The sequence below is a fragment of the Streptococcus sanguinis genome, from assembly GCF_019928825.1.
Taxonomy (GTDB): domain Bacteria; phylum Bacillota; class Bacilli; order Lactobacillales; family Streptococcaceae; genus Streptococcus; species Streptococcus sanguinis_L.
This window is the reverse complement of record NZ_JAHZOP010000001.1, coordinates 528,330-543,630: the sequence shown is the minus strand read 5'-3', so window position 1 is coordinate 543,630 and position 15,301 is coordinate 528,330. Positions and strand designations below refer to the sequence as shown.

General features: G+C 42.5%; 16 protein-coding genes and 1 pseudogene. 13 read left to right on the top strand and 4 right to left on the bottom strand.

Annotated elements, in window-relative coordinates:
• Positions 1-32: 32 nt before the first annotated feature.
• From K1J09_RS02680 to K1J09_RS02670, 3 genes and pseudogenes are all read right to left on the bottom strand, one after another.
• Entirely contained in the window at positions 33-269 is a 237-nt protein-coding gene (locus K1J09_RS02680) for a zinc-ribbon domain-containing protein (protein WP_004192963.1), read from the bottom strand.
• Positions 270-304: 35 nt separating this feature from the next.
• Positions 305-1,123 (bottom strand): peptidylprolyl isomerase, encoded by an 819-nt coding sequence (locus tag K1J09_RS02675; protein WP_223322394.1) that lies wholly within the window; start codon positions 1,121-1,123, stop codon positions 305-307.
• Between the two features lie 54 nt (positions 1,124-1,177).
• Positions 1,178-1,597 (bottom strand): annotated as a pseudogene (locus K1J09_RS02670) (NUDIX domain-containing protein).
• 227 nt (positions 1,598-1,824) lie between these two features.
• Here K1J09_RS02670 and K1J09_RS02665 point away from each other — a divergent pair.
• The 3 genes from K1J09_RS02665 to gloA2 all read left to right on the top strand — a co-directional run bounded on the left by K1J09_RS02665 (position 1,825) and on the right by gloA2 (position 4,940).
• Entirely contained in the window at positions 1,825-2,007 is a 183-nt protein-coding gene (locus K1J09_RS02665) for a PspC domain-containing protein (protein WP_002894843.1), read from the top strand.
• 132 nt (positions 2,008-2,139) lie between these two features.
• A complete protein-coding gene (locus K1J09_RS02660; protein WP_223322395.1) occupies positions 2,140-4,440 on the top strand; it encodes a DNA translocase FtsK in 2,301 nt (766 codons plus the stop codon).
• 113 nt (positions 4,441-4,553) lie between these two features.
• Positions 4,554-4,940, top strand: coding sequence for an SMU1112c/YaeR family gloxylase I-like metalloprotein (gene gloA2 / locus K1J09_RS02655; RefSeq protein WP_223322795.1), 387 nt, complete (start codon positions 4,554-4,556; stop codon positions 4,938-4,940).
• A gap of 118 nt (positions 4,941-5,058) precedes the next feature.
• Here gloA2 and K1J09_RS02650 read toward each other — a convergent pair whose 3' ends face one another.
• Positions 5,059-5,406, bottom strand: coding sequence for a DUF3397 domain-containing protein (locus tag K1J09_RS02650; protein ID WP_002897148.1), 348 nt, complete (start codon positions 5,404-5,406; stop codon positions 5,059-5,061).
• 151 nt (positions 5,407-5,557) lie between these two features.
• Between K1J09_RS02650 and rplK the strand changes: the two genes are divergently transcribed.
• The 10 genes from rplK (at position 5,558) to K1J09_RS02600 (ending at position 15,282) form a co-directional block, all read left to right on the top strand.
• Positions 5,558-5,983, top strand: a complete 426-nt coding sequence (gene rplK / locus K1J09_RS02645; RefSeq protein WP_002894851.1) for a 50S ribosomal protein L11 — start codon at positions 5,558-5,560, stop codon at positions 5,981-5,983.
• A 101-nt stretch (positions 5,984-6,084) separates the two neighbouring features.
• Positions 6,085-6,774 (top strand): 50S ribosomal protein L1, encoded by a 690-nt coding sequence (gene rplA / locus K1J09_RS02640; protein ID WP_002894855.1) that lies wholly within the window; start codon positions 6,085-6,087, stop codon positions 6,772-6,774.
• Positions 6,775-6,902: 128 nt separating this feature from the next.
• Complete coding sequence (locus K1J09_RS02635) at positions 6,903-8,351, top strand: APC family permease (RefSeq protein WP_223322396.1); 1,449 nt, start codon at positions 6,903-6,905, stop codon at positions 8,349-8,351.
• A 194-nt stretch (positions 8,352-8,545) separates the two neighbouring features.
• The gene (pyrH, locus tag K1J09_RS02630; protein ID WP_002894857.1) at positions 8,546-9,271 is read left to right on the top strand and encodes a UMP kinase; all 726 of its coding nucleotides are present in this window, start codon (positions 8,546-8,548) and stop codon (positions 9,269-9,271) included.
• Between the two features lie 19 nt (positions 9,272-9,290).
• Complete coding sequence (frr, locus tag K1J09_RS02625; protein WP_002894858.1) at positions 9,291-9,848, top strand: ribosome recycling factor; 558 nt, start codon at positions 9,291-9,293, stop codon at positions 9,846-9,848.
• A 104-nt stretch (positions 9,849-9,952) separates the two neighbouring features.
• On the top strand, positions 9,953-10,807 hold the full coding sequence (gene cvfB, locus K1J09_RS02620) for an RNA-binding virulence regulatory protein CvfB (RefSeq protein ID WP_223322397.1): 855 nt from the start codon (positions 9,953-9,955) through the stop codon (positions 10,805-10,807).
• Positions 10,808-10,883: 76 nt separating this feature from the next.
• Positions 10,884-12,461, top strand: coding sequence for a type I restriction-modification system subunit M (locus tag K1J09_RS02615; RefSeq protein ID WP_223322398.1), 1,578 nt, complete (start codon positions 10,884-10,886; stop codon positions 12,459-12,461).
• Positions 12,451-13,446 (top strand): virulence RhuM family protein, encoded by a 996-nt coding sequence (locus K1J09_RS02610; protein ID WP_223322399.1) that lies wholly within the window; start codon positions 12,451-12,453, stop codon positions 13,444-13,446. Before K1J09_RS02615 ends, K1J09_RS02610 begins: the two co-directional genes overlap by 11 nt.
• Complete coding sequence (locus K1J09_RS02605; protein ID WP_223322400.1) at positions 13,446-14,693, top strand: restriction endonuclease subunit S; 1,248 nt, start codon at positions 13,446-13,448, stop codon at positions 14,691-14,693. Before K1J09_RS02610 ends, K1J09_RS02605 begins: the two co-directional genes overlap by 1 nt.
• 46 nt (positions 14,694-14,739) lie before the next feature.
• On the top strand, positions 14,740-15,282 hold the full coding sequence (locus tag K1J09_RS02600) for a restriction endonuclease subunit S (RefSeq protein ID WP_223322401.1): 543 nt from the start codon (positions 14,740-14,742) through the stop codon (positions 15,280-15,282).
• The last annotated feature ends 19 nt before the right edge of the window (positions 15,283-15,301 follow it).

Here is a 15,301-nt window from a genome sequence, read left to right as displayed (position 1 = left end):
GACGGTTCATTGAGAATCGTCTCTTTCTATTACTAATAATTCAAAAACTGCTCGATTTCCTGCTTCTCAATCTGTTTGCCATGCTGACAAACAGGGCAGGTGAGGTAATGTTTTCTACCGTAAGGAAAAGTTGGAATCCAATAGAGTGTAAACTTTCGGCCGGTTTCAATAATGTCCCAAGGTGCGACGTTGTGGCAGTTGGCACACTCGATATTGCTTTGGGTCTGTCCTAAGTTTTTCTGATAACCTTTATATCCCCAGATAATCATATTGATTTCCCTCCTTTATTGGTTGGGCAGCAAGCTTATTTGCTGAAGTCATAGTCCTTGATAATCTCGATTCTTTCAATCTTGATATCTTTTTTAGGCTTGTCATTGTCGTCTGTTTCTGCGGCAGCGATTTTGTCCACCACATCCATACCTTCCAGCACTTGGCCAAAGACGGTATAAGCTCCGCCGTCTAAATTAGGATTTCCACCGTTTTTATAGGCTTCGATGATTTTAGCTGGGAAAGAATCCGTAGACATTTGGCTGGACAGGTCTTTCTTGCTTTGGTTAATGAAGAACTGACTGCCATTGGTATCAGGGCCTGCATTAGCCATGGATAGGGCGCCACGAAGATTATAGAGATATGGAGAATACTCATTTTTAAAGCCGTTTCCAGAGTCTTTAGACTTGTCTTTGCCCTTCCAGATAGACTCGCCTCCAGTGCCGTTGCCTTTAGGATCTCCGGTCTGAATCATAAATTCATTGATAACGCGGTGGAATAAAACGCCGTCATAGTAGCCTTCCTTAGCATGGGTCAGGAAGTTTTCAACGGCTAGTGGGGCTTGTTTTGGAAAGAGCTTGATGCGGATATCGCCTTCAGTCGTTATCAACTTGACTTCCGCTTCATCTTCAGCAACTTCTGTAGATAGCTGCGGAAAATTGGCATTTTCGTTGGTCATGGCATCCTTGAATTGCTCACGGAGTTTGCTGGTTTCCTCTGGGTCAGAGCTAGAGCTCACTAGCGAAGAACTGCTGGATGAGTTGGAGGAGCTAGTAGTCTCCTCTTTCTTACCTTTACCAGAGCAGCCAGCCAAGACAAGTCCTGATAAGAGGCTGATAAGAAGAATTTTTTTCATATAAAACCTTTCTCGCATTAGATTGTAAACTACTGATATTTTACTACAATTAAGCTAGTTTTTCAAACCCTCCTGTGTCAGACAATCCAGAAGCAGATTTTTAAGTCCTGATGGCCGTAAGTTTAGGCCGCAAATTGCTTCTATGTCTAACTATTCAGGTTGATAGATATTCTGGGTATGACTGCGAAGGGATTCCTCGCTCTGAATCATTGGCGTTGATGTATGGCTGATAGTGGCATGGAAATAGATTTCTAGGCGTTGGCCATTTCTGAAAGTAAAGGCTGGCTGCAGCTGCTCCTCAGACAAGCTCCAACCCAGCTCTTCCAGAATTTCCCGCTGGGCTGCTTGGACTGCAGTCTCACCTGACTCGGCTCCGCCACCCGGTATCACAAAATACTCTTCTCCATTTTTCCAGCGGTGGATGAGCAGTATTTGCTTGTTTTGGGGATTGTAAAGAATGACTCCGGCTCGCATGTTCTTCCTCCTCATATATTTTTACTGTAAACTGATTATAATTTCCTTTTATTCTAACATAAGAACAAGAGTTTTGCTTGGACTTGTTAAGAGAAAGGTAGAGCGATTACGTTTATCTTGATGAGATTAAGTTTTAAATACAGAAGAAGTTTAGTAGTAGGCAGCCTTGTGCATCATGAAAGAATATGGTAAAATAAATAGATTAAAAATAATAAGGAGTGTTTTCCATGGAGAAAAGACTGACAAGAGATGTCAAGAACAAAAAAATCGCTGGTGTATGTGCTGGTATCGCAAACTACTTTGATTTAGATCCAACCTTGGTTCGTGTTATTTGGATTCTTTTGGTCTGTGTGGCAGGTACAGGTGTCTTGGCTTACTTGATTGCCTGGGCGGTTATGCCAGAGGCATAATAAGAAATTACGTGATAGTGAAATGAGAACTGGCTAGTCCAGTTCTTTTTGCGTAGATAAATAAGTATTTTTTGCTTCTGATTTAGATAAAAGATTTCTCATCTAAGGCTCAAATATGGTATAATAAGGGTTATGGCAACTAAGAAAAACACGAAAAAAGGCCGGACAACTCGCCGGCCGACAAAAGCAGAATTAGAAAGACAAAAAGCAATAAAGAGAATGATTGCCACCTTTGTATTGGCTCTTATTCTTTTGTTTGCAGCAATTAAGCTGGGCGCCTTTGGAGTCACCATTTATAATATGATTCGCCTCTTGGTGGGAAGCTTAGCTTATCTGGCTATTCTGGCCAGCCTTAGCTATCTCTTTTTTTTCAAGTGGCTGCACAAGCACGAAGGGACGGTTTCAGGATTTATCAGCCTCTTTTTGGGGCTGGAGTTAATCTTCCAAGCTTATTTTGTCAGTGTGTTGAAGCTAGAAGGGGCTGCTGTCTTATCCACAACTCTAGGCAGGGTCTTGACTGATCTGACAGCCTTTAAGGTTAGCTCCTTCGCGGGTGGCGGCTTGCTGGGCTCTCTCTTATACGCACCTATCTCTTTCCTTTTTTCAAATATCGGTTCTTATTTCTTCGGCCTGCTGCTCATTCTTTTGGGTGGTCTGCTTATGAGCCCTTGGTCTATCTATGACATTTCAGAAAAGGCTATGGCAGCCTTTCAAAATTGGAGAGAGAAGCAGGAAGAAAAGCGTCAGATCCGTTTCCTGAAGCAGGAAGAAAAAGCTGCACAGGCAGCTATGCAAGCCATTGAAGTAGAGCAAGAAGAAGCTGAAGTCAATCCTGAAACAGGAGAGATTTTAGATGACGAGGACTTGTCAGATACGGCTCTGGACTTTGACGAGGCAGACTCTGAGGAGCTGGGAGCATATGACCCTCATGAACCTCTGGACTTTGGTCGCGAAGAAGAGACGGAGGAAGCAGACGTAGATGTTGAAATGGACTTCACCGCCAAGGAAAGTCTGGACTATAAGCTGCCGACCATCAACCTCTTTGCGCCTGATAAGCCTAAAAACCAGTCCAAAGAAAAACGCATTGTCCGAGACAATATTAAGATTTTGGAAGAAACCTTTGCTAGTTTTGGCATCAAGGCTGCTGTTGAGCGGGCTGAAATCGGACCTTCCGTCACTAAGTACGAGGTCAAGCCAGCTGTCGGTGTTCGGGTCAATCGGATTTCTAATCTGGCTGATGACTTGGCTCTTGCCCTAGCTGCTAAGGATGTACGGATTGAAGCACCGATTCCTGGAAAATCCCTTGTCGGGATTGAAGTGCCCAACTCTGAAGTTGCGACTGTGACCTTCCGAGAACTCTGGGAACAGTCGAAGACGGATGCCAGTAAGCTCCTAGAAATCCCGCTTGGTAAGGCTGTCAACGGCTCTGTCCGCTCCTTTGACTTGGCTAAGATGCCCCATCTCTTGGTAGCGGGCTCTACTGGCTCTGGGAAATCTGTGGCCGTAAACGGTATTATCGCCAGCATTCTCATGAAGGCCAGACCTGATGAAGTCAAGTTTATGATGGTGGATCCTAAGATGGTGGAGCTGTCCGTTTATAATGACATTCCCCACTTGCTTATCCCAGTCGTAACCAATCCTCGCAAGGCCAGCCGCGCCCTGCAGAAAGTTGTGGACGAGATGGAAAACCGCTATGAACTCTTCTCCAAGGTTGGTGCCCGCAACATTGCCGGCTACAATGCTAAAGTAGCTGAGTACAATGCCCAATCAGAGTACAAGCAAGTTCCCCTGCCTTTAATCGTCGTCATCGTGGACGAGCTGGCTGACCTGATGATGGTGGCCAGCAAGGAAGTGGAAGACGCCATTATTCGTTTGGGACAAAAAGCGCGTGCGGCTGGGATTCACATGATTCTGGCTACCCAGCGACCGTCAGTAGATGTTATCTCGGGTCTGATTAAGGCCAATGTACCCTCTCGGATCGCCTTTGCTGTGTCCAGCGGGACAGACAGTCGGACCATTCTGGATGAAAATGGGGCGGAAAAGCTCTTGGGTCGAGGAGACATGCTCTTTAAGCCTATTGATGAAAACCACCCGGTTCGTTTGCAGGGTTCCTTTATCTCAGATGAAGATGTGGAGCGAATCGTAGCCTTTGTCAAGAATCAAGCTGAAGCTGATTATGATGATAGCTTTGATCCTGGTGAAGTATCTGAAAGTGATTTGGATACTGGTGGGGGCGACGATGAAGGTGATCCCCTCTTTGAAGAAGCCAAGGCTTTGGTTATCGAGACTCAGAAAGCCAGCGCTTCTATGATTCAGCGGCGACTCTCGGTCGGCTTTAATCGGGCCACTCGTCTTATGGAAGAACTCGAAGCGGCTGGCGTTATCGGACCAGCCGAAGGAACAAAGCCAAGAAAAGTTTTGCAGACTAATTGATTCTAATTTCACTAGTTTGCTAGCAAGATAATCATTTGATAAAAACAAATCTGCCAGCAGTCAGCCGGCAGATTTTCTCTACTTACACATTGCCAAGGGAAGGAAAAGAAGGTATGAAACTAGACACCATTCACCATATAGCTATCATCGGTCATGATTATGTCAAGACCAGGGAGTTTTATGTGGACAAGCTGGGCTTTGATATGCTGGATGAGCACCACCGACCAGACAAACAGGATATTCTCTTTAATGTCCGCAAGGGAAATCTGACTCTGGAAATTTTTATCAAGGAAGAAGCTCCCAAGCGACCAGCCTTGCCTGCTCCAGAGCATACTGGCCTGCGGCATCTGGCCTTCCGAGTGACAAATGTCGAAGAAACGCTTGAGGAATTTGACCGTTTGGAGATTCCCCATACCGAGCTGCGTTATGACGACTTTGACGGGCGTAAGATGGCTTTCTTCTTTGATCCGGATGGCCTGCCTCTGGAAATTCATGAATGAGACTGTGAGAAACAGTATATTTATCTAATCTCCAGAGAAAAGTAAGAAAGTAATTTGCTATTTTCGAATACGAAAAACCCCATCGGCATTCATTACCGATGGGATGTTTTTTACAATGTCATAAAAAGAGACCGATGACCATGGCTAGGTACATGAAGAAGGTCAAAAGAAATCCAGCACGCCAGAAGAACTTAAAGAACTTAGGATAGTAGAAGCTTCGTTTTTTCTTGAGAAAATAAATGGTGATAGCGATAGCAAGAACTGAGAGAGCTAGGGTCAGCTGGGGCAGCAAGCTATGATAGTAGGCCTTGTCTGAAATGATATAAAATTCCACAACAAAAAGCGGAAAAGCCAAGTCCGCAAAGTTTAAACCGTATTTTCTTAATTGAAAAACTCGCACTGTAATAGTGGTTAAAATCAAAGTTAAAAAGATAAATAAAATCGAAGCAATCTTTAATAGTGTCATAAGATTATTTTACCACAAAAAATTCAAAAAAGAAGATAAAATTCCTTGCATTTAACAAAGTTTAGTGTATAATAGAAAGGTATGCGAAAAGCATACTTGTGGGAGGTAAAAATCTTTATTTACCGCCAAAACCACAAAGGAGGATTTAAAAATGGCTAAAAAAGTCGAAAAACTTGTAAAATTGCAAATCCCTGCTGGTAAAGCTACTCCAGCTCCACCAGTTGGTCCTGCGCTTGGTCAAGCCGGTATCAACATCATGGGATTCACTAAGGAGTTCAACGCTCGTACAGCTGATCAAGCTGGTATGATTATTCCAGTTGTTATCTCAGTTTACGAAGACAAATCATTCACTTTCGTGACTAAGACTCCGCCAGCTGCCGTTCTTTTGAAGAAGGCTGCAGGTGTTGAAAAAGGTTCAGGTGAGCCAAACAAAACGAAAGTTGCAACAGTTACTCGTGCGCAAGTACAAGAAATTGCTGAAACTAAGATGCCAGATTTGAACGCTGCAAACATCGAGTCTGCAATGCGTATGATTGAAGGTACTGCTCGTTCTATGGGATTCACTGTTGTTGACTAATCAATAACGCTCATCCCATTTGCCCGCACTACACTTGATCAGATTGACGAGTGACGTGGGAGATGAAAATCGATTGAACCACTTACAAGGAGAAAGATAAAATGGCTAAAAAAAGCAAACAACTTCGTGCTGCTCTTGAAAAAATCGACAGCACAAAAGCATACAGCGTAGAAGAAGCTGTAGCACTTGCAAAAGAAACTAACTTTGCAAAATTCGATGCAACTGTAGAAGTTGCTTACAACTTGAACATTGATGTTAAAAAAGCTGACCAACAAATCCGTGGCGCAATGGTATTGCCAAACGGAACTGGTAAAACTTCACGCGTTCTTGTTTTCGCACGTGGTGCTAAAGCAGAAGAAGCGAAAGCTGCTGGTGCAGACTTCGTTGGTGAAGATGACCTCGTTGCAAAAATCAACGACGGTTGGTTGGACTTTGACGTAGTAATCGCTACACCTGACATGATGGCACTTGTAGGTCGCCTTGGACGTGTCCTTGGACCTCGTAACTTGATGCCAAACCCTAAGACTGGTACTGTAACAATGGACGTTGCTAAAGCAGTTGAAGAGTCTAAAGGTGGTAAGATTACTTACCGTGCAGACCGTGCAGGTAACGTACAAGCTATCATTGGTAAAGTTTCATTTGAAGCTGACAAGTTGGTTGAAAACTTCAAAGCTTTCAACGACACAATCCAAAAAGCAAAACCAGCTACTGCTAAAGGTACTTACGTAACCAACCTGACTATCACTACTACACAAGGTGTTGGTATCAAGGTTGACGTAAACTCACTTTAAGAATTAATTGAACTGCCTTCGGGTAGTTCTTTTTTTGAAATAAAATCTATGATAGCGGTTACAAACTCATAGAAACATGTTATAATAATATCGAATCAATTTATTTTATAACAAAAGGAGACAGTGTCATGAAAAAAGATCAGAACCAGCTAACCTGGCTGATGGTATCTCTGATTGCTTTTAATATGGTCTGGGGTCTGGGCAATGTGGTTAATAACTACTCCCAGCAGGGTATTTCGGTAATTGTTTCTTGGATTCTTATCCTAGCTATTTACTTTATTCCCTACGCCCTCATCGTGGGGCAGCTAGGCTCGACTTTCAAGGAGAGCGGAGGCGGTGTCAGTGACTGGGTGGAGAAAACCTCTACCAAGCGGCTGGCTTATTTTGCGGCCTGGACTTACTGGGTGGTGCATATTCCTTATCTGGCTCAAAAGCCACAGGGAGTTTTGATTCCGCTGGGCTGGGCTATTCAGGGAAATGGTGACTTTTTGAGCAGTCTTGATATTCACTGGATTGTTATACTTAGCTTGCTGATTTTCGGTGCCTTTCTCTACTTGTCTACCAAGGGACTGTCAACTCTCAAGGTGATTGGGGGGCTAGCTGGCAGTGCCATGCTGATTATGTCCTTCCTCTTCGTTCTCTTAGCGGTCGGGGCGCCTTTTATCAAGCCTGACATGCAGTTTGCGACGGCCAATATGGATAAGCTCGGCACTTACATTCCCAACTTTGATTTTTCTTATTTCACGACTATCTCCCTCTTAGTCTTTGCGGTCGGCGGGGCTGAGAAAATATCGCCTTACGTTAATCAAACACGCAATCCAGCTAAGGAATTTCCAAAGGGGATGATTGTCATGGCAGTCATGGTTGGTGCATCTGCTATCCTAGGCTCTCTGGCTATGGGCATGCTTTTTGATGGCAGCAATATTCCTGAAGACCTGATGCGAAACGGCGCTTACCAAGCCTTCCAAAAGTTGGGCAATTACTGGGGAGTGGGAAATGTTCTAGTAGTCATCTATGCTTTGACTAATATGGTCGGACAGATTGCCGCACTGGCCTTCTCTATTGACGCGCCTCTGCAAATCATGCTCAATAATGCTGATGAAGAGTTTGTCCCAAGCTGGCTGCGCAAGCGGACATCAAAAGGTGTTCTCATTAACGGTTACATCCTGACAGGGATTTTGGTTAGCTTATTAATTATTCTGCCTATCTTTGGAATCAAAGAAATTGACGGCCTGGTTAAGTGGATGACCAATCTCAACTCCATTGTTATGCCCATGCGTTATCTCTGGGTATTTCTGGCCTACATGATGTTGAATAAGGCTTGGAAGAAGTATAAGGATGCCGAGTACAAGTTTACCAAAAATCCAAAAGTTGGTTTTGCCATCGGAGCTTGGTGTTTCCTCTTTACAGCCTTTGCCTGCATTTTAGGGATGGTTCCCAAAGTAGACTATGCTACAGACCCTGCTGGCTGGCAATTCTCTCTCTTGACCAATATTTTGACCCCAATCGTCTTAATCAGTCTGGGTGTCATCCTGCCAATCTTGGCTAAGCGAGAAAAGAAACGGTCTCTCGAATAGTAAGCAGATCTTGCAAGGCATGATTGAAATCATCACTTTCCAGCCCTATCTTATGATGGGGCTGGTTTTTCTGTGAAATGAGCTTGTCTGCTCTGCTATTTCCCAAAAAGGAAAAAAGAAAAATTTCAGTGATTTAACTATATAAAAATTTCAAAATGTGGTAAAATAGTACAGATAAAATAAGGAGTAAAAAAATGGTAGAACCTAAGTATAAGCGTATTTTGATTAAGTTGTCAGGTGAAGCTCTTGCCGGTGAAAAAGGTGTTGGTATTGATATTCAAACCGTTCAGAAAATGGCGGAAGAAATCAAAGAAGTTCACGATTTGGGTGTTCAGATTGCTCTGGTCATTGGAGGCGGAAACCTCTGGCGGGGTGAGCCGGCAGCAGAAGCGGGCATGGACCGCGTGCAGGCCGACTATACTGGTATGTTGGGCACTGTCATGAATGCGCTGGTCATGGCGGATTCGTTGCAGCAGGTAGGTGTAGATACGCGCGTGCAGACAGCGATTGCTATGCAGCAGGTGGCTGAGCCTTACATCCGAGGTCGAGCCCTTCGTCATTTGGAAAAAGGCCGTATCGTAATTTTCGGTGCAGGTATTGGATCTCCTTATTTTTCAACCGATACAACCGCTGCCTTGCGATCAGCAGAGATTGAAGCAGATGCGATTCTCATGGCCAAAAATGGCGTGGACGGTGTCTATAATGCCGATCCTAAGAAGGACAAGACCGCTGTCAAGTTTGATGAACTGACCCACCGAGATGTCATCAGTAAGGGACTGCGGATTATGGACTCAACGGCTTCAACCCTGTCTATGGACAATGACATTGACTTGGTTGTCTTTAATATGAATGAGCCGGGCAATATCAAACGCGTTGTTATCGGTGAGCAAATCGGAACAACAGTATCAAATAATTTATAAGAATGGAGATTAGAAATTCATGGCAAATGCAATTGTAGAAAAAGCAAAAGAAAGAATGACCCACTCGCACCAAAGTTTGGCTCGTGAATTTGGTAGCATCCGTGCAGGCCGCGCCAATGCCAGCCTTTTGGACCGCATCCATGTGGAGTACTATGGAGTAGAAACTCCGCTCAACCAGATCGCTTCGATTACGATTCCAGAAGCGCGTGTTCTTTTGGTGACACCTTTTGACAAGTCTTCTATCAAGGACATTGAGCGTGCGCTTAATGCTTCTGATCTTGGCATTACGCCAGCCAGCGATGGATCTGTGATTCGTCTGGTCATTCCAGCCCTGACAGAGGAAACTCGCCGTGATTTGGCTAAAGAAGTGAAAAAGGTTGGTGAAAATGCTAAAGTTGCCATCCGTAACATCCGCCGCGATGCTATGGACGAAGCTAAGAAGCAGGAAAAAGCCAAAGAAATCACCGAGGATGAATTGAAGACCTTGGAAAAGGATATTCAAAAAGTAACGGACGATGCTGTCAAACATATCGATGAAATGACAGCAAATAAAGAAAAAGAACTTTTAGAAGTCTAACATTTTTATCAGAATCAAAACTCAGTTGGCTTTGGCTGACTGAGTTGTTTTAACATCAAAAATCCTTGCCCGGTTTGAAGAAGCAAGGTAGAAAATAGGTCTATATGAATACAAATCTTGCCAGCTTCATCGTGGGTATCATCACGGATGAAAATGATCGCTTTTACTTTGTTCAAAAGGACGGTCAGGTTTACGCTCTATCTAAGGAAGAGGGAGCGCATGAGCTGGGTCAGTCTGTCAAAGGCTTTGCCTACAGCGATATGAAGCAGAAGCTTCGCTTGACAACTCTTGAAGTTACAGCTACTCAAGACCAGTTTGGCTGGGGAACAGTAACGGAGGTCCGCAAGGATTTGGGCGTCTTTGTCGATACTGGTCTGCCGGACAAGCAAATCGTTGTGTCACTGGACATCTTGCCAGAAATCAAGGAACTCTGGCCAAAAAAGGGTGACCGTCTTTATATCCGTCTGGATGTGGACAAGAAAGATCGCATCTGGGGTCAACTGGCTTATCAGGAGGATTTCCAGCGTCTGGCTCGTCCTGCCTACAATAACATGCAAAACCAAAACTGGCCAGCCATCGTTTATCGGCTCAAGCTTTCTGGCACTTTTGTCTACCTGCCGGAGAACAATATGCTGGGCTTCATTCATCCAAGCGAGCGTTATGCAGAGCCTCGTCTCGGGCAGGTCTTGGACGTGCGGGTGATTGGCTTCCGTGAAGTAGACCGAACTCTTAATCTCTCGCTTAAGCCTCGCTCCTTTGAAATGCTGGAAAACGATGCCCAAATGATTCTGACCTATCTGGAGAGCAATGGCGGCTTTATGACCTTGAACGACAAGTCTTCACCAGACGACATCAAGGCTACCTTTGGCATTTCCAAAGGCCAGTTTAAAAAAGCTCTGGGTGGGCTGATGAAGGCTGGTAAAATCAAGCAGGACCCGACTGGAACGGAGTTGGTGTGAGGATGACGATTCTTGTATCAATTAAAAAGAATTTGATTTTTTCTCTAGATAATAATATGAAAACGAAGGGATAGGTATGGTAACGCATTATACAGAAGCTAGTCAGCGAGCGGAATTACATAGAAAGATATGGTCCATAGCTGATGATGTTAGGGGAGCAGTTGATGGCTGGGACTTTAAACAATATGTACTTGGGATTCTTTTTTATCGCTTTATCTCAGAAAATATGTCAGCGTATTTTGATAAAGCAGAGCATGAAGCAGGTGATTTAGAATTTCGTTATGCTAACCTGACTGACGAAGAAGCAGAAGAGGATTTCCGTCCTGGAACAGTTGAGGAGAAGGGTTTCTTCATACTTCCAAGCCAACTTTTTGAAAATGTTGTAAAAAATGCTTCACAAAACCAAGAGTTGAATACTGAACTGGCTAACATTTTCCAAGAAATAGAAAAATCAGCGATTGGGTTTAAATCAGAGGATGATATCAAAGGCTTGTTTGATAACTTGGATACACGAAGCAATATCCTTGGTGGAACTGTTCCAGAAAAAAATAAACGACTTTCTGATATTCTAAATGGTATCAATAGCATTAACTTTGGTAACTTTGAAGACAATGATATTGATGCCTTTGGGGATGCTTATGAATATTTGATTTCCAACTATGCTAGTAATGCAGGGAAAAGTGGGGGTGAATTTTTCACACCACAGACAGTATCTAAACTATTAGCTCGACTAGTCATGGTCGGAAAGGACAAGATTAACAAGGTCTATGACCCAACATGTGGGTCGGGTTCACTCTTGTTACAGATGAAAAAACAATACGAAGACCATATTCTAGAGGATGGATTCTTTGGTCAAGAAATCAACATGACCAACTATAACTTGGCTCGTATGAATATGTTCTTGCACAATATCAACTACAATAACTTTGATATTAAGCGAGGAGATACCCTTTTAAATCCTCAGCATCTGGAAGAAAAGCCTTTTGACGCCATCGTCTCTAACCCTCCTTACTCTGTCAAATGGGTGGGAGATGGGGATCCAACTCTGATAAATGATGATCGTTTTGCGCCAGCTGGGAAGCTAGCTCCTAAATCAAAAGCTGACTTTGCCTTTATTATGCATAGTCTCAATCATTTGTCCAATAAAGGTCGAGCTGCTATTGTTTGTTTCCCAGGAATTTTCTATCGTGGAGGTGCTGAAAAGACCATTCGTCAGTATCTGGTAGATAATAACTTTGTTGAAGCAGTGATTGCTCTTCCAGACAATCTCTTCTTTGGGACTTCTATCGCAACGACGATCTTGGTTTTGGCGAAAAACAAGCTTGAAAATAAAACACTTTTTATCAATGCGAGTAAGGAATTCAAAAAAGAGACAAATAACAATGTTTTGACCGATAGCAATATCGAGCATATTGTGGAATTGTTCACTAATTATCAAAGTGTAGACTATAAAGCAACTCTTGTTGATAATGAGGAGATTGGCTCAGAGCAGGATTACAACCTGTCTGTCTCAACCTATGTCGAACAAGAAGATACACGTGAGAAGATTGATATAGATGTGCTCAATAAAGAAATCGCAGAGACTGTCACCAAGATTGACCACTTGCGTGCAGAGATAGATAAGATTGTAGAGGAACTGAGCCATGGTAAATGATGTGATTCTCTATAGAACAGATGACGGAGAGTCCGCTATTGAGCTTCACTTGGATAACGGAACGGTCTGGCTGACCCAACAAGAACTAGCTGAGCTCTTTCAAACTTCCAAGCAAAACATTAGTAAACATATCAAGGCTATTTTTGATGATGGAGAATTAGTGGAAGAGGCAACTGTCAACTATAAGTTGACAGTTCAAAATGAGGGCAGCAGAAGTGTTCAGCGAAATGTTGCCTATTATAACCTCGATATGATTTTGGCGATTGGTTATCGAGTACGATCCCCTCGCGGAATCCAGTTCAGACACTATGCTTCGACAGTATTGAAAGAGTATCTGATTAAGGGCTTCGCTATGGATGATGAGCGCTTGAAAAACTTGGGCGGAGGCTCTTACTTTAAAGAACTCCTTGAAAGAATCCGAGACATCCGCTCCAGTAAAAAAGTCTTTTACCGTCAGGTCTTGGATCTTTTTGCGACATCAAGTGACTACGATGCAAACTCACCAGAGGCTAAGAAATTTTTTGCGACGGTGCAAAACAAGATGCATTATGCCATTCACCACAATACTGCGAGTGAGCTCATCTATAACCGTGTCGATAGCGAAAAGGAGTTTATGGGCTTGACCACTTTTAAGGGAGATCTCCCTACTCTATCTGAAGCAAAAGTTGCCAAGAACTATCTGACAGAAAAGGAACTCCGTGGGCTCAATCAGCTTGTATCAGGATATCTAGATTTTGCTGAAAGACAGGCAGAGCGAGAAGAAGTCATGACCATGGCTGACTGGGTGACACACGTAGATCGTATCCTTCAGGCTACTGGTGAAGATTTGCTAGATAACAGTGGCTCTATATCTCGGGAACAGATGAAGCATAAGGTGGATAAGGAGTATAAGAGCTACCAAGCCAAGACCCTCAGTCAAGTTGAAAAAGATTATCTCAAGGAAATCAAAAGTATTGAAAATCTAGCCAAGGAAGGAGGTAAGTGATGAATATCCTAGAAGAAATCCAAAACTGTCCCGTTGAGTGGAAAGAGTTGTGGGAAGTGACAATTTGGGATAAAAATTTTAACAGTGTGCCTACGTATAAGCAATTAGAGACAGATAAATATGAGTATCGGCTAGCTAAAGAACTATCTCAAATGGTATCAGAAAACGGTGATGTAAAAATTCTTACAACGAGTCCCAGTGATTTGTGGACCAGCGAATATATAGCGAGTTGGGAATTTTATGAGAAAGAAATAATTGCTATTCCTTGGGGAGGAAATCCTGTTGTTCAATATTATAAGGGGAAATTTATTACTGGTGATAATAGGATTGCCAGGGTCAAAAATTCATCTGAACTATCGACTAAATTTTTATATTATTATTTAATGAATAAATTACAAATAATTTCTAGTTTTTATAGAGGATCAGGAATAAAGCATCCAGATATGTCTAAGGTTTTAGATTTAAAAATTCCCGTTCCTCCTCTAGAAATTCAAGAAAAAATAGTGCAAATACTTGACAAAATGACTGAGTATGTTACAGAATTGACCACAGAATTGACCACAGAATTGACCTCACGTAAAAAGCAATATTCTTATTATCGAGATAAGCTTTTATCATTTGAGGATGAGGTCTATCAGGTTGAGTGGAAGACGTTGGGGGATATTGGTAAAGTTTCGATGTGTAGGAGAATCTTAAAAAATCAAACTTCGGATGATGGTGAGATTCCTTTTTATAAAATTGGGACATTTGGTAGAGTTGCAACTTCTTATATTTCTAGAGAATTATTCGAGGACTATAAATTAAGGTTTTCTTATCCCAAATTGGGAGATATTTTAATTTCAGCGTCTGGGACTATTGGTCGAACAGTTGTCTTTAATGGTGAGGATTCTTATTTTCAAGATTCTAACATTGTTTGGCTTGATCATGATGAGAGTCAAGTTCTAAATCGCTACCTATATTATTTTTATCAGATAAATCCTTGGAATGTTTCAGATGGTGGGACAATCAGTAGGCTTTATAATGGAAATATAGAAAAAACAAGAATCCCAGTTCCCTCTCTCGAAATCCAATCCCGCATTGTTCAAGTTCTAGATAACTTCGACATGGTTTGTCACGACCTGAATATCGGACTCCCTAAGGAGACTGAACTTCGTCAAAAACAGTATGAATATTTTAGAGAAAAACTCTTGACATTCACCGCCGAAGGCGAGTACACTGACAGTACAGTACAGACAAGACCTGATTAGGCTCTTGACTTGGGTGTTTGGGCCAATTCAAGTGGAGTTGGGTGCTATGGCACGTTATAGCAAGACTAGGATAGAGGCTACGAAATTGACTTCTGAGAATTATGTTGGGGTGGATAATTTGTTGCAAGATAGAAATGGGAAAACAGTCACCACTTATTTACCTGAGCAAGGAAGTTTTACAGGTTATGGCCAAGGTGATATTTTGATTGGGAATATTAGACCATACCTTAAGAAAATATGGTATGCTAATCAATCTGGTGGAACTAATGGAGATGTGCTAGTTATTCAAAATTTATTTCCTTCTTGTTTGGAAAGTCAGTATCTTTATTATGTTTTATCAGACGATCGTTTCTTTTCCTATGATATGCAGTATGCAAAAGGTTCAAAGATGCCTCGTGGAGATAAAGCAGCGATTATGCAGTATAGCTTTATCCTCCCATCTCTTTCCGAACAAGAAAGAATTGTCTCCATTCTTGACAATTTCAACACCTTAACCAACTCACTTTCTCAAGGTCTCCCTAAAGAGATTGAACAGAGACAGAAACATTATGAATACTGGCGGGAACAATTATTAAACTTTACTAGATAAGTTTTTTAATCATTTTGAG